Origin of the sequence: Leifsonia sp. ALI-44-B (assembly GCF_001984125.1) — a bacterium.
Taxonomy (GTDB): domain Bacteria; phylum Actinomycetota; class Actinomycetes; order Actinomycetales; family Microbacteriaceae; genus Okibacterium.
In genome coordinates this window covers 606152-624264 of the sequence record NZ_MTQL01000007.1, presented here as the reverse complement: position 1 = coordinate 624264, position 18113 = coordinate 606152, and the positions used below count along the sequence as shown (strand labels likewise).

At 68.0% G+C, this 18113-nt stretch carries 18 protein-coding genes; 8 read left to right on the top strand and 10 right to left on the bottom strand.

Going from position 1 to position 18113, the window contains the following annotated elements; all coding sequences use genetic code 11:
- Position 1: 1 nt before the first annotated feature.
- Entirely contained in the window at positions 2-853 is an 852-nt protein-coding gene (locus ALI44B_RS09950) for an alpha/beta fold hydrolase (RefSeq protein ID WP_077054539.1), read from the top strand.
- The gene (locus ALI44B_RS09945) at positions 846-1418 is read left to right on the top strand and encodes a TetR/AcrR family transcriptional regulator (RefSeq protein WP_077054538.1); all 573 of its coding nucleotides are present in this window, start codon (positions 846-848) and stop codon (positions 1416-1418) included. The genes ALI44B_RS09950 and ALI44B_RS09945 overlap by 8 nt, the downstream gene beginning before the upstream one ends.
- A gap of 61 nt (positions 1419-1479) precedes the next feature.
- Here ALI44B_RS09945 and ALI44B_RS09940 read toward each other — a convergent pair whose 3' ends face one another.
- Positions 1480-1665: a hypothetical protein gene (locus tag ALI44B_RS09940; RefSeq protein WP_077055514.1), complete on the bottom strand. Its 186-nt coding sequence runs from the start codon at positions 1663-1665 to the stop codon at positions 1480-1482.
- A 265-nt stretch (positions 1666-1930) separates the two neighbouring features.
- On the opposite strand from ALI44B_RS09940, the gene ALI44B_RS09935 reads away from it, so the two are divergent.
- Entirely contained in the window at positions 1931-2227 is a 297-nt protein-coding gene (locus ALI44B_RS09935; RefSeq protein ID WP_077054537.1) for a hypothetical protein, read from the top strand.
- A 24-nt stretch (positions 2228-2251) separates the two neighbouring features.
- On the opposite strand, the gene ALI44B_RS09930 is transcribed toward ALI44B_RS09935, so the two are convergent.
- From ALI44B_RS09930 to ALI44B_RS09890, 9 genes are all read right to left on the bottom strand, one after another.
- A complete protein-coding gene (locus tag ALI44B_RS09930) occupies positions 2252-3730 on the bottom strand; it encodes an NAD(P)/FAD-dependent oxidoreductase (protein WP_083709860.1) in 1479 nt (492 codons plus the stop codon).
- Positions 3731-3885: 155 nt separating this feature from the next.
- Positions 3886-4617 (bottom strand): GntR family transcriptional regulator, encoded by a 732-nt coding sequence (locus ALI44B_RS09925; protein WP_202969380.1) that lies wholly within the window; start codon positions 4615-4617, stop codon positions 3886-3888.
- Positions 4617-5495, bottom strand: coding sequence for a PfkB family carbohydrate kinase (locus ALI44B_RS09920; protein ID WP_077054536.1), 879 nt, complete (start codon positions 5493-5495; stop codon positions 4617-4619). The genes ALI44B_RS09925 and ALI44B_RS09920 overlap by 1 nt, the downstream gene beginning before the upstream one ends.
- A 74-nt stretch (positions 5496-5569) precedes the next feature.
- Entirely contained in the window at positions 5570-6478 is a 909-nt protein-coding gene (locus tag ALI44B_RS09915) for a carbohydrate ABC transporter permease (RefSeq protein WP_083709858.1), read from the bottom strand.
- A complete protein-coding gene (locus ALI44B_RS09910) occupies positions 6478-7422 on the bottom strand; it encodes a carbohydrate ABC transporter permease (RefSeq protein ID WP_238592179.1) in 945 nt (314 codons plus the stop codon). Before ALI44B_RS09910 ends, ALI44B_RS09915 begins: the two co-directional genes overlap by 1 nt.
- A 25-nt stretch (positions 7423-7447) precedes the next feature.
- Positions 7448-8767 carry an ABC transporter substrate-binding protein gene (locus ALI44B_RS09905; RefSeq protein ID WP_143459175.1) on the bottom strand — a complete coding sequence of 440 codons (1320 nt, stop codon included), beginning with the start codon at positions 8765-8767 and terminating at the stop codon, positions 7448-7450.
- 129 nt (positions 8768-8896) lie between these two features.
- Positions 8897-9910 carry an SIS domain-containing protein gene (locus tag ALI44B_RS09900; protein WP_077054534.1) on the bottom strand — a complete coding sequence of 338 codons (1014 nt, stop codon included), beginning with the start codon at positions 9908-9910 and terminating at the stop codon, positions 8897-8899.
- A gap of 197 nt (positions 9911-10107) precedes the next feature.
- The gene (manA, locus tag ALI44B_RS09895) at positions 10108-11331 is read right to left on the bottom strand and encodes a mannose-6-phosphate isomerase, class I (RefSeq protein ID WP_077054533.1); all 1224 of its coding nucleotides are present in this window, start codon (positions 11329-11331) and stop codon (positions 10108-10110) included.
- 323 nt (positions 11332-11654) lie between these two features.
- Positions 11655-12437 (bottom strand): isocitrate lyase/PEP mutase family protein, encoded by a 783-nt coding sequence (locus tag ALI44B_RS09890; RefSeq protein ID WP_077054532.1) that lies wholly within the window; start codon positions 12435-12437, stop codon positions 11655-11657.
- A gap of 173 nt (positions 12438-12610) precedes the next feature.
- Here ALI44B_RS09890 and ALI44B_RS09885 point away from each other — a divergent pair, with 173 nt between their 5' ends.
- From ALI44B_RS09885 to ALI44B_RS09865, 5 genes are all read left to right on the top strand, one after another.
- Positions 12611-13645: an NADPH:quinone reductase gene (locus ALI44B_RS09885; RefSeq protein ID WP_077055509.1), complete on the top strand. Its 1035-nt coding sequence runs from the start codon at positions 12611-12613 to the stop codon at positions 13643-13645.
- Positions 13642-14529, top strand: coding sequence for an aldo/keto reductase (locus ALI44B_RS09880; RefSeq protein ID WP_077054531.1), 888 nt, complete (start codon positions 13642-13644; stop codon positions 14527-14529). Before ALI44B_RS09885 ends, ALI44B_RS09880 begins: the two co-directional genes overlap by 4 nt.
- A 398-nt stretch (positions 14530-14927) precedes the next feature.
- Positions 14928-16235 (top strand): sensor histidine kinase, encoded by a 1308-nt coding sequence (locus ALI44B_RS09875; protein WP_077054530.1) that lies wholly within the window; start codon positions 14928-14930, stop codon positions 16233-16235.
- Positions 16232-16849 carry a response regulator gene (locus ALI44B_RS16525; RefSeq protein WP_077054529.1) on the top strand — a complete coding sequence of 206 codons (618 nt, stop codon included), beginning with the start codon at positions 16232-16234 and terminating at the stop codon, positions 16847-16849. The genes ALI44B_RS09875 and ALI44B_RS16525 overlap by 4 nt, the downstream gene beginning before the upstream one ends.
- Positions 16850-17090: 241 nt before the next feature.
- Complete coding sequence (locus ALI44B_RS09865) at positions 17091-18113, top strand: 3-oxoacyl-ACP synthase III (RefSeq protein WP_077054528.1); 1023 nt, start codon at positions 17091-17093, stop codon at positions 18111-18113.

Sequence of the window (18113 nt, the reverse complement as noted above, 5' to 3'; positions counted from 1 at the left end):
CATGACCGAGTACCTCGCACTCGACGAAGGCACCCTCGCCTACGACATCGCCGGCTCCGGCCCGCTCGTCGTGCTCGCTCACGGCATGGGCGACAGCCGCGAAGCCTTCCGCTTCATCGCCCCCGCGCTCGTGTCGGCCGGCTACCGCGTCGCCTCGGTCGATCTGCGCGGCTGCGGCGAATCGAGCGTCGACTGGCCCACCTACACCCGCGCGGCCATCGCGGGCGATCTGCTCGCCCTCGTGCGTCACCTCGGGGGCCCGGCGGTCCTGGTCGGCCACTCCATCGCGGGCGGCGCCGTCACCATCGCCGCCGCCGACGCACCCGAACTCGTCACCGCGGTCGTCGAGCTCGGCCCGTTCACGCGCAAGCAGAAGATCCGCCTCGGCGACTTCGGTGTGGCTCGTTACCGCCGTGGCGCGCTGCATCTCATCGGCACCACGATGCTCGGCAGCACGCGCCAGTGGGCGAAGTACCTCGACGTCGCCTACCCGGGCGCGAAGCCCGCCGACTGGTCCGCGCGCCTCGCCGAGATCACGGACTCGCTCGAGCAGCCCGGCCGCATGAAGGTTTTGCAGAAGATGGGCTCGCTGCCGCCCGTCGACGCCGGCGAGGCCCTGCCGCGCGTCACGCAACCCGTGCTCGTCATTCAGGGCTCCGCCGATCCCGACTGGGTGTCGCCCCGTGCCGAAGGCGAAGCGATCCTCGCCGACCTGCCAGCGGGTCTCGGTCAGCTGACCGTGATCGAGGGCGCCGGGCACTACCCGCACGTCGAGGCACCGCATGAGACACTCGAGGCGATGCTCCCCTTCCTCAGCACGATCGCCCCCACCCGCAACGGTTCGCATGCCTAGGGCGGGCCTCGATCGCGCATCCGTCATCGCCGCGGGCGCCGACCTGGCCGACGAGATCGGCTTCGCGGCGCTCAGCATGGGAGCGCTCGCCCAGCGCGTCGGGGTGCGCACGCCGTCGCTCTACAAACACGTCGAGAACCAGGCCGACCTCAACCGTGCGATCGCGACGTTGGCGCTCACCGAAGCGGGCGAGGCGATGGGTGCCGCCATCCAGGGGCTCGCGGGTCGCGATGCGCTCGCCGCCGCGGCCCACGCGCTGCGGGACTTCGCGCTCACGCATCCGGGTCGCTATGCCGCCACCGTCAGTTTCGAGCCCCTCGGCCCCGGCGACCCGCTCGCGCTCGCGGCGGCCGAGGGCCTGCGCCCGCTGCGGGCCGTGCTGCGGGGATACGATGTGGCGCCCGAGCAGTCCACCCACGCGCTGCGCGCCGTTCGCAGCATGTTCCACGGGTTCGCGAGCATCCAATCGACGGGTGGCTTTCGCTGGGCCGAAGACATCGACGACAGCTTCGAGTGGCTCATCGATCTCGTCGACCGCGGTTTGCGCGCGCAGCCCGGTCGCTGACAAACCCGGGCAACACAAACGGGGTGAGGAGCACGCTCCCCACCCCGCCCGCATGCGCGACCTAGTTGCGGCCGCCCTCTGCCTTCGCCTCGGTCGGCTGGGCTTCTGCGCCCTTCTTGCCGGCCTCGCTGGGGTCTGCGGAATTCTCGCTGCCGAAGCTGCCGGAGCTCGCCTGGCCGCCCTTGCTAGCCTGCTCTTCGGTGTCCTCGCGGTTGCCGAACTGACCCGGGTTACTCTGATCTGCCATGATGATTTCTCCCTTCGTCATGCGTCACGAACGTTTGCTCGCGGACCCCACGTTAGGAAGAAGCGGCGCCCCTGAGGAGGGGATTCACAAGACCGAGAAGCGCTTCTACACTTCTCCCCCTTTTGGGGGACAAGTGCTCGCGGCGGCCCCCGCATCCTGCACTGGTTCGCCGATCTGTCAATCCTCGTGACACCCGTTGGGGGTACGCCGTACCGTCGTCACACGAGCACGGAACGCCGTGACGATCAGGGACGGGAGGGACATCATGACCACTGTGGAGACCAGGACACGTGCCGAGGCCCAGGCCGAAGCCGAGACCGAGACGCGGGCGCGCGCGCTGACGCAGACGCACGCCAATTCGCTCGACATCGTGCGCCTCACCGAGACGCAGTGGCGGGTCACCGACCACGTCGACGTCACCGAGGACTTCCAGGTGCTCTGCTACGTCGACGAATGCGGCTCGCACGTCGAGCTGACCTGGATGCGGCCACAGGCACGCATCAGCCGGCACCCCGACTTCACCGAGGCGATGCGCACCATCCGGGGCACGTGCCTGCACTGACGGCATGACGCTCGCGGGCCTCGCTCAGTGCTCGGACGAACCCGGCATGAGGCGCAGGATGAGGCGCGTGAGCAGGCCGGGGCGACGGTTCCGGATCTCGGCCCGATTCTTGCGCACGACGGCCGCTCGCACGATGTTCGCGCCGATGAAGCGGATGGGCTCCGGCGGCAACGTCGGCGATGTCTGGTCGATGAGCTTGCTCCCGCTCCACTCGTCGTCGCGCTTCAACACCATCGAGGCGATGATGCGCGAGCATGCCGGAATCTGCGCCAGAGCGGTGCCGTTCCATCCGACGGCATAGAACACGCTGCGCTGGTCGTCGAGGGCACCGAAGATCGGAACGTGTTCGGGCACGCAGTCGATGCCGCCCGTCCAGTCGTAGTCGATGCGCACATCGCTCAACTCCGGGAAGACGCGGTGCAATTCGGCCACGGTGTCGGTGCGCTCTCCGGAGCGGCGGTTGAGCGAGGCCCCCACGCGATCGGCGAAGATGGTGCGCCCGCTGCCGCGCCCGAAGACGATGCGGCCGTCGGCGGTGCGTTGGTAGTACAGGACCTGCTGCTGAGCGTCGCAGATGGCCTCGCCACCCGTCCACCCGAGGGCGTCCAGCCGCTCGGGAATGGGTTCCGTGGCGATGACCTCGCTGTCGACGATGAACATGCGGCGTCGGAGTTCTGGGATGGAGGAGGCCCACACGTTGGTCGCGACGAGAACGGCGTCGGCCGTCACAGTGCCCGTCGGGGTGACGACAGAGGGCCGGGGTCCGATGCGGATGGTGTCGACGGGCGTGTGCTCGTGGATCACGACACCGCGTCGCTCGGCGAGAGCGCGCAGCCCGCGCATGAGCTTGCCCGGGTGCAGGCTTCCCGCGTGCGTCTCTCGTACGCCGACATAGGACGCCGTCGAGCCTGTCGACCGAGCGATTGTGTCGGCATCCTGCGGCGTGTAAGCGTCGACGCCGAGCGCCGAACTCGCGCGCACCGCGTCATCCCACGCGCCCTCTTGAGCGCGAGAGGATGCGGTCCACAACCAGCCGTCCAGGCGCAGGCCCATGTCCAGTTCGCCCGAGCTCTGCAGGTCGTGCAACTCGTCGATCGCCTCGGAGGTCGCTCGAGCCAACCGCTCGGCCTCGGCAGCATCCGTCACGTGGGTGAGGCGGTCAAGGCTCTCGTACCAGGAGTGCACCTGGCCGCCATTGCGTCCCGACGCACCCGAGCCGCACGTGAGCGCCTCGAGCACGACGACACGTTTCTCCGGGGCCGCCTCGCGGATGCGCAGCGCGGTCCACAGCCCGGTGAGGCCACCGCCGACGATGACGACATCCGCCGTGGTGTCGCCGGCGAGGCTTGGAAGGGCGGGGCCCGCGGGCGCATCCTGCAACCAGAACGAACGGTCGGCGGCGGGTGCATCGACGGGACGGCGCAGATGCCACTCGGTGCGGTGGGAACGGCGGGAACGGCGACGGGATGACGAGGTGCGAGTCGTGGTGTCGGTGCTGGCCATGGTCCTGGTCCTTCACTGGTCGGTGGGTCGGTGGGTCGGTGGGTCAGTGGATCGATGAGTCGGTCGGTGGTGCGATTCCGGGTACGCCGATGAGCGGCGTCGGAGGTGCTGACGCCGACTGCCCGGGCCCGGGGTCGTGAGAGGTCGTGCTGCGGTCAGCGCCGCAGCACGTTGAAGCTGAACATGTCCCCGCGGTGATAGTCCTGGGCATACAGGACGGCCTCGCCGGTCGTGGAGAACGCCGTCTCGGTGATGAGCAGCCAGGGATCGTGCCCGGTGAGCGAGAACCGGTCTGCGGCCTCGTCGGGCAGATTGACGGCCTGGATGCGAGCGGTGGAGAACGTCATCTCCTTGCCCTGGTCGCGCATGAGCGCGCTCAGCGAACCGTTCCAGTCGACGTGCTTGATCGGCCCGGGCAGGTGCGAGCGGACGATGGTGTCGATGCTGTACATGAGTGGTTCGTCGTGGTCGCTGCGCAACCGCGTCACGCGCACGACCGCATCTTCGGCCGTCAGGCCCAACGCGGTCGCCTCGACGTCGGTGGGTGCCGACTCTTCGACCGACAGGGTGAGCGTTCGACTCGAATAACCCATGCCGGCGAGCATCTGCGACACCGACTCGAAACGCGTGATGGGGCGATCGACGGTGGCCGCGAACAGCGACGACAGGTACCGACCGAGACCCGGGCGCACTTCGACGAGCCCGTCGTGCTCGAGCAACTTCACGGCTTCTCGAGCGGTGCTGCGGCCCACCTTGAACAGCTCGACGATCTCGGGCTCGCTGAGAATGCGGTCGCCCGGTTTGACGCCGTGCTCGCGGAAGTACTCGATCAGGGCATCCCTGACCTGTACGGACATGAGCTCACGCCCCACGATGGTGGTCTCCATCAGATGCTCCCCTCATCGTGCATCACGGCCGGCTCGTGCCCTTGCGCTCGATCTCTCAATGTACCGCGGGGCGAGGTGATGTCGAGCGGTTCCGGCTGCTGCGCAAACCCCCCGGGGTGCCCGCACGCTCGGGCGGCGTTGCGAGCCCCAGAGGCCAGGGCGGCCGGGACATCGGCGGACCGCGCCCACTCGTGCAGGAAACCCGCGATGAAGGCATCCCCGGCACCCGTGGTGTCCACCACCTCGGCCGGTTCGGCGGCCTGTTCGAACCAGCTCTCGCCGTCGAACCCGATACTCCCCGCTGCACCCATCGTGACGATGGCGAGTGCCGCACCGCCCGCGAGAGCCTCGATGGCCTGGATGCGGGCGGCCTCGACATTCTCGCCGGCCGATCCGAACGCGATGTCGAGGTGGTCGAAACCCGCCGTGACCGCGCAGTCCTGGCTGATCGCTACGCCGCGGGAGCTGAGTTCGCGGCGGATCTCTCCGCCGAAGGGGGTCCACCCGAGGTGCACGATCGCGGCGTCGGCCACCGCGTCGTACGCCGCAGCCGATGGGCGGTAGTCGGCGCAGACGGCGAAGTCCTCGAAACCGATGCGCCGGTCGCCGTCTCTCTGCACCTGGATCTGGGAGATCGACGTCACCCCGGGAAGGTCGACGAGAAGTTCGACGCCGACGCCGCGCTGGTGCAAGGCCGACCGCACGCGCTGTCCGTCGCGATCGGCGCCGACCGCCCCCGCGTAGCGGACGTCGTCGCCGAGAGCCGCCAACTGCACGGCCACGTTGACGGCGTTGCCGCCGACGAAGCTTTCGTTCGTCGCGCCGAAGTACTGGTCGATCGTGTTGTCGCCGAGCGTCGCGAACCGCGGTCCCGTCATGCCGTTCTCCTCCCTGAGCGGCGCCCCTCCGCCGCTCACATCATCTCGTGCTTCCGGTGCGGGGTGCCCGACCGTCATTTGCCGATCCCGTCGGCGAGGCCCCGGATGAAGTACTTCTGGCAGACGAAGAACAACACGATCATGGGCACGGCCGCTATCGTCATCCCCGCGAAGACGGCCGGGAAATCGGTGACCGAGCGCGAGGAGAGGGTGGCGAGACCGACGGGCAGGGTTTTCAGCGCGTCATCCCCGACGAAGATGAGCGCGAAGAGGTATTCGTTCCACGCGAACAGGATCTGCAGGATGACCGCCGACGTGATGATCGGCGCCGACATCGGCAGGGTGATGCGCCAGAAGATCTGGCTGTTGCGGGCGCCGTCGAGCACGGCGGCCTCATCGACCTCGACGGGCAGGTCGACCATGTACGAGCGGATGAGGAACGTCGTGAACGGAATGCGGAACGCCGTATAGAGCACGATGAGCGCCCAGTAGGAGTCGTAGATTCCCCACGACTGCAGCAACCGCACGAGGGGGATGACCGCGACGGTCGGCGCGAGCATCAGCCCGCCCACGATCACGAACAGGATCGTGCGGCTGAACGGAATGGTGATGCGCGTCAGGCCATACGCCGCCCACGCGCTGAGCAGGGTGGTGCTCACTACGCTCGCCGCGGTGACGATGACGCTGTTGAGCAGATAGGTTCCGACTCCGCTGTCGAGCGCGCGGCCGTAGCTGTCGGCGTTGAGGGCGGACGGCCAGCCGAACGGGTTCTGCAGGATCTCGCCGTTGGTCTTGAACGATGAGAGAACCATCCAGAGGATCGGGTAGATCACGACGATGGCGAGGCCGGCGAGGAACCCGACGAGCAGGAGGCGCCCGATGAGGCGCAATGCGTCGGTTCGGTTCGCCGTGACCGCGCGTCGCGGGTCGCGGTCACGTCGCGCACCCTGCGTGACGATGGCGACGGTGGATGTCTCGGCCATCAGACCCTCTTCTTGTTGGCGTACTGGACTTGGACGATGGCGAGCGCCAGGGTGATGACGAACATCACGACGGCTATCGCGGCCGCATAACCGAAGTCGTTCTTCACGAATCCGCTGCGGTAGAGCCAGGTGCCGAGCACCTGCGTGGAGTTATCAGGGCCGCCAGAGGTCATCACCATGACCTCGTTGAACACCTGGAATGCGCCCGATATCGTGACGATCATCATGAGCGCCGTCATCTCGCGCACGAGCGGCACCGTGATGGTGAAGATCTGGCGGATCGGTCCCACCCCGTCGATCGCCGCGGCCTCGAAGAGTTCGCGCGGGATGCGTTGAATGGCGACGGCGAAGAGAAGCGCCGTGTAGCCGAACCCCTGCCACTGGCTCATCATGATGATCGCCGTCATAGCGGTCTGCGAGTTGCCGAGCCACGCGCGCTGCAGGTCATCCGCGCCGACCGCGTCGAGGATGCCGTTCAGCAGGCCACCATCCGGCTGATAGATGAAGCTGAACAGCAGGCCCGTCACGGTGAGCGACATCGCCGCGGGCACGAAGTAGATCGACCGCAGGACGGCTCGCCACCGGGCGCTGCGCAGACCCTCGATGATCGCCGCCAACACGAGCGCGAAGCCCACCTGGAAGACGATCGAGATGACCGCGTAGAGCACGTTGTTGCCGAGGGCCCGCCAGAAGATCGGGTCGGCGAACATCTTGACGTAGTTGTCCGCGCCGACGAACGATTGCTCGCCCGTGAAGATGTTCGATGATTCGACGCTGTAACGGAAGTTCAGCACGAGCGGGTAGTAGACGAAGAGGAACAGGACGGCGAGGCCGGGGACGACCCAGACCAGACCCTTCCAGCGGGCGGGGCGGCGGCGCGTCGGCCGGCCGGTGCGCAGCGGGGCGGAAGTCCCCGTCGCGAGGGCGGAATCCTTCCTGGCCACGGGGACCTCCTTCAGCATGGGTCGCTCAGCCCTTCGCCTGCTCGGAGGCTGCCTTCACGGCATCCATCACCTGTTCTGGCGTCTTGTCGCCGGCGATGAGGCCCTCGACCCCCGAGAGGTAGGCGTCGGCGACGTCGGGCACCGTGACGGTGTCGAGCCAGATCGACAGGCTGCTCGCATCCTGCAGCTGATCGATGCTTTCGCGCAGTTGCGGGGTGGAGTTGCTCTCGGTGAGCGAACCCACCACGGGGCTCGGGATGTTGAGCATGGTGGTCAGCGTCTCGGCGTTCTTCTTGTCGGTGACGAAGCGCATGAACTCGACCGCGAGCGGCAGGTTCTCGGCTTTCGGGTTGACGAGGAAGCCGTCCGGGGCGCCCGTGAGTGCGCCGGTGTCTCCCGCGGCGTCGGCCGGCACGGGCAGCTTGAAGATGTTCCAGCCGTCCTGTTCGGCCTGGCTGCCTTCCGGCACGGTCGCGCCGAACTCGAGGTTCTCGACATAGAACATGGCGGATGCTCCCGCCCCGAACGCGTCGCGCTGCGAGTAGTAGTCCGAGCCGTTCGCCGATGCGCCCGTCGTGGTGCACTGGTCGACGATCTCGGAGAACTGGTCGAGCGAGTCGACGTAACCCGGGTTCTCGAAGGTCGCCGTATCGGGTTTGTAATCGTCGGCCAGGGTCTTGGCCGGCACGTTGTAGCTGTTCAACTGGGTGATGAAGTGCAGGGCCGGCCAGCCGTCGACGTTTCCGAACGACATGGGCGTCAGCCCGGCGGCCGAAAGGGTCGAACACGTTTCGAGCAGGCTGTCGAGGTCGGTGGGGACGGTGGCGCCCGCATCCGCGAACATCTTCTCGTTGTAGACCATGAACTTGGCGTCGAGGCCGAAGGGGATGCCGTAGGTCTTTCCGTCCTTGGTGAAGGCGCCCACTGCGCTGGGAGCCAATGTGTCACCCCATTCGGTGCCCGACCCGATGACGCTGGTCAGGTCTTGCACGACCCCGTTGTCGTAGAACTGTTCGGCATAGTTGCCGGCCCAGGAGAAGTACACATCGGGGAGGCTCTGCGATGCCGTGAGCGTCTTGATCTTGTCTTTATAGCCCTGGTCGGATTCTTGCTGCAGCTCGATGGTCACATCGGGGTGCTCGGCCTCGAAGTCGGCCTTCATCTGCTGGAAGAACCCCTCGTAGGCGCCGGCGTAACGCGTGATGACGCTGACGGTGCCGGAGTAGTCCACGTCGGAGAGGTCGACGTCTTTTTGCGCGGTGGTGCCGGTGCCGCCCGAGCTACAGGCGGTCAGCGCCAGAGCGACGAGACCGCCGATCACGAGCGCATGTGGTGTTTTCTTCACGGTACGTACCTTTCGAGAGCGGAGATCCGGATCGGGCGTTGCGGATGAAATGCGGTGCTGGTGGTTCGGGTGGGGCGGGTTCGGGTGGGGCGGGACGGAAAGGGGCCGCCGAGTGGCGGCCCCTTCGGCTCAGTAGACGAGCTTCTTGTAGTAGCGGCGGGTGGTCAGGGGGTGGTCGCGCAGCACCTCGAGGTGGGCGCTGACGCGCTCGAGCACCGTGGCGAGCAGAACGGGCGAGATGAGGCTGCGCGTGCGGTCCGAGATGCCCGGCAGGAAGAGCGTCGCCGCATCGAGAACGAGGAGGCGCTCGGTGAAGCGCGGGGCGAATTCCTGCACGCGCGTGGTGAGGCCGCGGGTGGCGTCTTCGCCGGCGAACACGACGACGCTCACGTTTTCTTCCACGAGTTCGAGCGCGCCGTGGAAGAAGTCAGAGGCGTGCACGGGGCGCGTGCGAATCCACTGCATCTCTTCGAGGATGCACATGCCGTAGTAGTGCGCCTCGGGCCACGTCGAGCCGGCGCCCGTGATCAGGTGGTAGTCGCTGTCGGCGAGGGCCTGGGCAAAGGCGGGGGCCTTCGACTCGAAGTCGTTCTTCGTCTCGATGAGCAGGGCCGGCAGCTGCTGCAGCTCGGCGACGATCGAGGAGTAGTCGGTGATCTCGCCGCGGTGGTCGAGGATCGTCAGCGCGACGAGCAGGGTCTGCAGGTAGAACATCTCCGACGAGGTGTCGTCCTCGGCGAAGGTGGTGAAGTTGATGTCGGCGTTCTGTGCGAGCGGGGTGTCGGCATGGCCCGTGAACGTGATGATGGTGGCGCCCTTCGAGCGGGCATAGTCGAGAGCCGTGATCGCTTCCTTCGTCGTGCCCGAGAGCGAGGGCATGACGACGATGGATGTCGGGCCGAGGTTCACATTGCCGCGCTCGACGAGTTCGGCGCCCATCTCATAGAAGGTGGGGAACGTGGACGACGTCTGCAGCAGCTGCAGTGCGGGTTGGGTGAGGAACATGACCCCGCCGGCGCCGAGGAAGAAGAGGTTCTCCGCGCCGCCGTCGAGCAGGCGACGGAGTTCGGCGTCGAGCCGGGGAGCGATGGCGACAGCGTCGCTCTGAATGGTGAGGAAGCGGTCGGGGTCGAAGTTGAGCATCGCGGTCTTTCTGTCGAAGGGTCATAGGCGCAGGCTGTCAGACATCTGACGGCACCTGACTGCTGTCCCATAATCTAGGGCGCGATCTCTCCGCGGTCAATGCTTTTCTCACGAGCGGAACGAGCTGTTTACACGGGCGCAACACAGAGGGGCGGCACCGGATGATCCGGTACCGCCCCTGTGGGCTCGTGCGGGCGCTACGACGTGGGCGCGTCGTCCTGCGTCGTCGCGACGAAAACCGTGCCCGAGCCCGAGAAGCGCAGGCGCGCCTCATCCGGTGTGACGAAGGCGTATCGCCCGCGGTCGAGAGTGGTTAATCCGTGTGCGCCCGTGATCGTCACCTGGCCGTCGGTGACGATCGCGATGGCCGGGCCGGGCAGTTCGAACTCAGGAGTCGACGCGGCGTCGGCATCGCTCACATCGGCGCGCAGCAGCTCGAAGTCGGGCACATCCCACGGCACGAAGAGGCTGAGGCCCTCGGCCAGGACGGCCGGTTCGAGGCGTGGCACGGGCCGGGGCTCGAAGTCGAGCACGTCGAGCAACTCGGGCACGTCGACGTGCTTCGGGGTCAGGCCGCCGCGCAGCACGTTGTCGCTCGCGGCCATGAGCTCGATGCCGATGCCATCCAAATACGCATGGATGTTTCCGGCGGGCAGGTAGAGCGCTTCGCCTTCACTCAGCGTCACCAGGTTGACGAGCGTCGCGACGACGATGCCCGGGTCGCCCGGGTACTCCTCGGCCAGGCGCGTCACGAGGGCCCGCTCCGCGGCGAAATCGGAGGATGCGTCGCCGCCCGCTGCCGCAGCCACGACCGCGCTCACGAGATCCTGCGCCGGCTCGCCGAGCACGCGCGCAACCGTCGCGCGCAGACCATCCGGGGCGGCCAGGCTCTCGCGCAGCCCCTCGATCTGGGCGCGATGATCGGCCGCGGGCGCGGTCGACGCGAGATCCGCCAGCAGGGCGTCGGTGCCCGCGAGTTCGCGAAAACCGCACAGCGCCTGGAACCCGTCGCGCAACGCGACGATGAGCTCGGGTTTGTGCAGACGATCCTTGTAGTTGCGGTGGGCGGCATCGATCGGGATGCCGCGTCGCTCCTCGTCGTCGAACCCTTCACCGGCACGCGCCAACGACGGGTGCGCCTGCAACGAGAGCGGGTGCGCCGCGGCCAGGATCTTCAGCAGGAACGGAAGCTCCTCGAGGTCGCCGAGCGCGGTGCGGGGATCGCTCGCGAACCAGTCGGCGAGGTCGGCGTGTTCGCTCACGGGGGCGCCCTGCGCGATGGGCGTGGGCCGGCCGTCATGAGCACCCAACCACAGTTCGGCCTCGGGCCCCCCGGATGGCGTCGTGCCCAGCAGCTCGGACATCAAAGTGGTCGACCCCCACGCATAGTCGCGGGGTGTGGCGTCGAGGGGGACGAACATGTTTTGCGGTCCTCTCAGGGGAGCTTCGCTCGCGCGGACACCGCAACGGTCGCTGCCCGTGACGGGGCGATCCACTGCGGCCAATTCTCAGCACGATACAGGACTGGCCCGACGCGGCGCCGAGCACACGGGAGGCGGAGCGACAGGCAGTCGCTCCGCCTCCCGGCGTCGCCAACTCGGCCAGGACGCGGATGATTTATCGACACGGCATGCGGCGACGCCACGACGTCCGCCAGCAACGCGCGAGCGGTTCGCTGCCCGGACCGCCGCAGACGTGCGCGCACGCACAGAGGTGCTGCGGGGTCATCCGGCCGTTGCGGTCGTCAGTTGAGCGCCGGCGTGTCGGTGGGGATGACGCCGCCGCCGTAGAGGTCGCTCGCGAGGTTCTGCAGCGCCCGCAGTGCCACGCGCTGCGTGAACGGGCCGTAGGAAACGCGGGCCACGCCGAGCGCCTCAAGTTCCGGCGCCGGCAGGGCGCCGGGCGCACCGATGACGGACAGCTTGCCCGCTCCGAGCCCCTCGACGAGTCGTTCGATGGCCTCGCGGTCGAGCGCGCCGGGCACGAAGACGAGGGCCGCGCCCTGGTCGAGGAACGCCTTGCCGCGCGCGATCGCATCCTCGATGCTCTCGTGGGCCGGTCGGTCGCCGCCGCGCACGATGGCGTCGGTGCGGGCGTTCAGCTGGAAGGCGATACCCTCCTGCTCGGCCGCCCGCATGATGGCGCTGACGCGCTGCACCGACTCGTCGAAGGGGCGCAGCCGGTCTTCGACGTTGGCGCCGACGACGCCCAGCGCGATGGCGCGGCGAATGGTCTCGGCGGGGTCGGAGTAGCCGTCGTCGAGGTCGGCGGTGACGGGGAGGTCCACGGCATCCACCACGGTCTTCACGCCAGCGAGGGCCACGTCGAGCGGCATGCCGCCGTCTTCATAGCCGTAGCTCGCGGCGATCGAGTGCCCCGCGGTGGCGATGGCGGATGTCTGGGGCAGCGCCGCGACGGCCTTCGCGCTCACGGCATCCCACACGTTCACGACGCTCAGAATCTTCGCGTCCTGGTGCAGCGCCTGCAACGCGAGCGCACGGTCTTTGGTCACCTGTTCAGTAGTCATGCTCCAGCGTTACACCCGGATGCCTCGGCGGGCAACGGGCTGAACAACCTTCAGCTTCCTGGGCTATGACAGAGGTGGTGCACATCGCGGCGCTCGGAATTGTGACCGGGCGTGCCGCGTTGCCGACACTGACGGGCCCGTCGCCCGCCCATCGTTTCGTTGAGGAGGAAGACGTGAAGGCTGTTCAATACCGACGCACGGGAGACTCGAGCGTCCTCGAGCTGGTCGACAGGCCGGTGCCGGAGGTCTCGAAGGGCGAGGTGCGCGTGCGCATCGTCGTCTCGGGCGTGAACCCCACCGACTGGAAGTCCCGCGCCGGCTCGGGTTCGAGCGACGAGTTCGACACCCCGAAGGTGCCCAATCAAGACGGGGCCGGCTTCGTCGACGCGATCGGCGACGATGTCGAACACGTGCGCGTGGGCGACCCCGTGTGGGTGTGGGACGCCGCCTGGCAGCGCGACGACGGCACCGCCCAGGAGTATGTGGTGCTGCCCGAATACCAGGTGGTTCCGCTGCCGGACGAAGCCCTGCTCGACGTGGGCGCCTCGGTCGGGATCCCCGCACTGACCGCCCACCGTGCGCTCACGGCATCCGAAACCCTGCCCGACCGCCTCGCCCCCGCGAGCCTGCACGGCCGCACGATTCTGGTCACGGGAGGCGCGGGGGCCGTCGGTCACGCCGCCATCCAGCTGGCCGCCTGGGCCGGGGCCACCGTCATCACCACGGTCTCGAGCGACGAGAAGGCCGCCCTGGCGCGTGCGGCCGGCGCTCACCACATCATCAACTACCGCACCGAGGATGTCGCAGCCCGCGTGCGTGACATCGCCGCGGGAGGCGTCGACGTCATCGTCGACGTGAACCCCTACGCCAACCTCGAGGCCGACCTCGCGGTCATCGCGCCCTCCGGCACCATCTCCCTCTATGCCACCGACTCGAGCGAACCGCTCGCGGTGCCGTTCCGGGAAAGCATGGTCAAGAACATCCGCTTCCAATTCATCCTCACCTACACGACGACGAGCACGCAGAAGCAGAACGCGGTCGACGCCGTTTCGGATGCCATCGCCGACGGCGCGCTCGCGGTGGGCGAGGAGGCCGGGCTGCCGTTGCACCGCTTCGCGCTCGCCGAGACCGCCCAGGCGCACGACGCCGTCGAGAACAACACGGTCGGCAAGGTGCTGATCGACGTGACCCAGAAGGAGAACCGATGACCGACACCACCACCGACACCACGAGCTCCGAACGCCCCGCCGAGGCATCCGGCACCTTCACCCTGGGCGGCGACCTCACGGTCAACCGCCTCGGCTACGGCACCATGCAGCTCACGGGCGACGGCGTCTGGGGTGAACCCCGCGACCGCGACGAGGCCATCCGCGTGCTGCGTCGCGCCGTCGAACTCGGCGTGAACCTCATCGACACGGCCGACGCCTACGGCCCTTACGTGACGGATGCTCTCATCCGAGAGGCCCTGCACCCCTACACCGACGACCTCGTCATCGCCACGAAGGTGGGCTTCACGCGCCAGGGCCCGGGCGAGTGGATCCCCGTCGGCCGCCCCGAGTACCTGCGCCAGCAGACCGAACTCAACCTGCGCCACCTGGGCGTCGAGCGCATCGACCTGCTGCAGCTGCACCGCATCGACCCGAAGGTTCCGCTCGAGGAGCAGCTCGGCGAACTGAAGAAGCTTCAGGACGAGGGCAAGGTGCGCCACATCGGCCTGTCCGAGGTGAGTGTCGACGAGCTGCAGGCGGCCCAGAAGGTCGTCGACATCGTGTCGGTGCAGAACCTGTTCAACCTGACCAACCGCAAGTCCGAAGCGCTGCTCGACTACGCCACCGAGAACGGTATCGGGTTCATCCCCTGGTTCCCGCTGGCCACGGGCGAGCTCACCAAGGAAGGCGGTCCGCTCACCGAGATCGCCGCCTCGCACGGCTCGACCCCGAGCCAGCTGGCCCTCGCCTGGCTGCTGCGCCGCTCGCCCGCCATGCTGCCCATTCCTGGAACGTCGAGCGTGGCCCACCTCGAGGACAACCTGCAGGGCGCCCTCATCGAGCTGAGCGACGACGAATACGAGACGCTGGATGCCGTCGTCTAAACGCTGACACGTCGGCAGACGCAGAGAGAGCGGGCCCGCCTCCCCAGGCGATCCCGCTCTCTCTGTGCTCAACGACAAAGTCGGAGCTGTTCCGGCACATCGGAGGCTCCCCCCATCGATTCCCCATCGATAGATCTCCGACGGCCGGCGCCGTCTCGCGCCCGATCGGGGCCGGGGCGGTGCTAGCGCTCGAAACATAACACCGCGTCTGCTTCTTTCGGGAGCAGAATGTCCCGCTTCGGCGGCGTTTCGGCCTAAAAGTAGGGCGTTCGTCTCACAAAATGTGACTTTAGATGTAGTCCACCCCGCCGCTCGATGTGCACTTCTCCCGGGACTGAGACATCATCGAAGCAGGGGGACGGTGTCGTTCCCCACGGATCACGACCGGGGGAGGCGAGATGAGCGAAGCGGAACACGGTGCGCGCGCCGCCGGTGATTCGCCCGCAAAACCCGCTTCTGCGTCGACATCGAGCAGCCACCCGCCGCACCGCGAGACGATCGACCGTATCGTCGGCGACCTGATCCGGGCCCTCGAGGAGCGTGGCAGCTCGCTCGCCACGAGCGGCGCCCTCGACCCGATCTTCGAGGAGCAGGCGCGCTCGATCCTGACCGAATCGTTGGTGCTCACGCATCCGGATGACGGCACGCCCGTCACCTCACCCGTGGCCGTCGACTATGCCAGCCCCGCCGACTTCGACCGCGTGGGCCGCCTGCGGGCGCGTCAGAACGCCGACCCCGCCGAGAACCTCATGGCGGCCGAGGTCATCTACTTCGTCGCGCTGCCCGTGCTCGTCGAGCTCTACGTCGATACATCCGCCCCCGCCGCGGATGCCGTCGCCCTCACCCAGCGCATCGCCAACACGTTGCATCACGCCTTGTGGCGTCGTTTTCCGCCGGGCGCCATCGCCTACGTCGAGGGTTTGCGCGTGCAGCTGGCGCAGGCCGACCAGGACTCGCGCAAACGCATCTCGCGCGCGCTGCATGACCGGGTGGCCCACGGCATCGCGGCGGGCTTGCAGCGCGTCGAACTGAGCTCGATCGCGGGCGACGTCGGCCGCCTCGACGACGCCGTCGAGATCTTGCGCACGACACTCGAAGACGTGCAGGGCATGGCGTTCGACATCCGTCAGCTCGTGGGCACGGCCTTCCTCGACGAGGCCATCAAGAACTACCTCGACCACTCGCGGTCGATCCCTCCGGCGCCCGAGTTCACCACCGCGGGCACTCCCGTGCGGCTCGCCCCCGACGTGGGCGAAGAGACCTTCACGATCGTGCTCGAGGCGATCCGCAACGTGCGCAAACACGCGCGCGGCGCCTCCCGCATGCACGTGTCGACCGAGTGGCTCGACGAGAGCGTGGTCGTGCGCGTGACCGACAACGGTCCGGGTTTCGACCCCGCCGTGCGCCGCGGCGGGTCCCTGGGGCTCGTCGGCATGCAAGAACGCGCGGATGCCATCGGCGCGACGCTCGAAATCGACAGCTGTTCGGCCGGCACCCGCATTCGCATCGACGTTCCGACTGTGCCGTCGGCGCCGCCGGCCCGGGCGGCTTCGCCCGAACCGGCCGCCCCCGAGTCGTCGCGCTGCACGCGGCCGCGTGAGCCGGGGTCACCGACCGGCCCCGCGCCCGATGGGCACCCCGATGTCGACGACCGCCCCGGCTTCGATGGTGACCCGGTCTCGGCCCCGAGGAATGACGTCCGATGACGAAGCCCGCCGCCCCCGTCATCCGGCTCGCCATCGCCGACGACCACGACCTGTTCCGCGACGGCATCGTCGCCATCCTCGGCCATGACCCCCTGGTCGACGTGGTCGCCGAGGCCTCGGACGGCCACGATGCGCTGCGCGTGGCCATCGCCCACCGCCCGGATGTGCTGCTGCTCGACGTCGAGATGCCGGGCCCCGGCGCGGCAACTACGGTGCGCCGCATCCGCCGGCACGCGCCCGAAACCCGCATCGTCGTGCTCACGATGCACCGCGACGCCATGCTCACCGAGTCGCTGCGCCAGGCCGGCGCGGCCGCCTACCTGACGAAGACCATGCCGAGCGCCGACCTGCTGCGCGCCGTTCACGCCGTCGCCGCGCGCACCGACCAGACCGCCGTGGGCGTCGATGTGGGGCTCGTGTCGCCGCGCGAATACGAGGTGCTGCGCCTCATCGCGCTGGCACGCTCCAACGCCGAGATCGCGCGCGAGCTGTCGATCACCGAGGGCACGGTCAAGCGGCACACCAGCAACCTCTACGCCAAGCTGGGCGCCACCTCGCGCATCGACGCCGTGCGCCGGGCCCTGCTGCTGGGCGTGCTCGGCCACGACGACTAGGCGTCCACCCGGCGTCGGCTCAGCGTCGGCCCGTCCTCGGCCGTGGGTGCAGCGGATGCCACGGCGTCGCACCCGGCGCAAGCCCCAGGCAGCGAGCATCCGGCGCCCAGGGAAACGTGGGAAAATGAGCGGATGCCCGAGTAATCCCCCATTCCTCTCGGTGCATGGGAAATACGGAACAATTGACCGGTGGCGTGTGTTTTCACCCGCGACCAGACCAATAACTCGATAGGACTACCCGTTGGACGGAAACGCAACGACGACTCACAGCAACGTCGCATTGCTGTCGGTGGCGACCACGATCGCCCCCCGCATCACGACGAGTGAAGACATCGACAGTCGGTTGCAGCCGGTTCTGAAGAAGCTGAAGCTGCCTCAGGGTCTGTTGCAGCGGGTCGCCGGAGTGCTCGAGCGCCGCAACTGGGACGAGGGTCAGAACTTCGACGACGCCGCGGTCGCCGCGGGCAAGAAGGCGCTCGCCGAGGCGGGCATCGAGCCGTCGCAGATCGGCCTCATCATCAACACGTCCGTCACGCGCAAGCACCTCGAGCCGTCGGTCGCCGTGCGCATCCACAACGGGCTCGGCCTGCCGTCGTCGGCCATCAACTTCGATATCGCCAACGCGTGCCTCGGCTTCGTCAACGGCATGTCGCTGGCCGCACAGCTCATCGAGTCCGGTCAGATCAAATACGCCATGATCGTCGACGGCGAAGACGCCGACGAGATCCAGGTCAACACGATCGAGCGCCTCAGCAAGGGCGGCATCGGCCGCAAAGAGTTCATGAGCGAATTCGCCAGCCTCACGCTCGGTTCGGGTGCCGCGGCCGCCGTCATCGGCCCCGCCGATCTGCACCCTGAGGGTCACCGCATCCTCGGCGGCGTCACGCGCGCGGCGACCCAGTTCAACGAGCTGTGCGTGGGCAGCGTCGACGGCATGTTCACCGACGCCAAGGCCCTGCTCAAGGGCGGCATGGAACTCGTCGTCTCGGCGTGGAAAGAAGCGAAGCGCGACTGGAACTGGTCGAGCATGGACCGCTACATCCTGCATCAGGTCAGCGAGGTGCACACCAACGCCATCGTCAAGGCCGCGCACATCGACCGCAGCAAGGTGCCCGTCACCTATCCGCACTACGGCAACGTCGGGCCCGCCTCCATCCCCATCACGCTCGAGGCCGAGAAAGACACCCTGAAGAAGGGCGACCGCGTTCTGCTCATGGGCGTGGGTTCTGGCCTCAACACCGCCATGATGGAAATCGCGTGGTGA

What these genes read in the sequence shown, in the direction of transcription:
- manA (WP_077054533.1), bottom strand. Translation starts at nt 11,331, where the DNA reads ATGTTCGTCCCCCTCGACGCCACACCCCGCGACTATGCGTGGGGGTCG.
- ALI44B_RS09930 (WP_083709860.1), bottom strand. Translation starts at nt 3,730, where the DNA reads ATGGCCAGCACCGACACCACGACTCGCACCTCGTCATCCCGTCGCCGT.
- ALI44B_RS09940 (WP_077055514.1), bottom strand. Translation starts at nt 1,665, where the DNA reads ATGGCAGATCAGAGTAACCCGGGTCAGTTCGGCAACCGCGAGGACACC.
- ALI44B_RS09935 (WP_077054537.1), top strand. Translation starts at nt 1,931, where the DNA reads ATGACCACTGTGGAGACCAGGACACGTGCCGAGGCCCAGGCCGAAGCC.
- ALI44B_RS09880 (WP_077054531.1), top strand. Translation starts at nt 13,642, where the DNA reads ATGACCGACACCACCACCGACACCACGAGCTCCGAACGCCCCGCCGAG.
- ALI44B_RS16525 (WP_077054529.1), top strand. Translation starts at nt 16,232, where the DNA reads ATGACGAAGCCCGCCGCCCCCGTCATCCGGCTCGCCATCGCCGACGAC.
- ALI44B_RS09900 (WP_077054534.1), bottom strand. Translation starts at nt 9,910, where the DNA reads ATGCTCAACTTCGACCCCGACCGCTTCCTCACCATTCAGAGCGACGCT.
- ALI44B_RS09875 (WP_077054530.1), top strand. Translation starts at nt 14,928, where the DNA reads ATGAGCGAAGCGGAACACGGTGCGCGCGCCGCCGGTGATTCGCCCGCA.
- ALI44B_RS09915 (WP_083709858.1), bottom strand. Translation starts at nt 6,478, where the DNA reads ATGGCCGAGACATCCACCGTCGCCATCGTCACGCAGGGTGCGCGACGT.
- ALI44B_RS09890 (WP_077054532.1), bottom strand. Translation starts at nt 12,437, where the DNA reads ATGACTACTGAACAGGTGACCAAAGACCGTGCGCTCGCGTTGCAGGCG.
- ALI44B_RS09920 (WP_077054536.1), bottom strand. Translation starts at nt 5,495, where the DNA reads ATGACGGGACCGCGGTTCGCGACGCTCGGCGACAACACGATCGACCAG.
- ALI44B_RS09945 (WP_077054538.1), top strand. Translation starts at nt 846, where the DNA reads ATGCCTAGGGCGGGCCTCGATCGCGCATCCGTCATCGCCGCGGGCGCC.
- ALI44B_RS09925 (WP_202969380.1), bottom strand. Translation starts at nt 4,617, where the DNA reads ATGGAGACCACCATCGTGGGGCGTGAGCTCATGTCCGTACAGGTCAGG.
- ALI44B_RS09950 (WP_077054539.1), top strand. Translation starts at nt 2, where the DNA reads ATGACCGAGTACCTCGCACTCGACGAAGGCACCCTCGCCTACGACATC.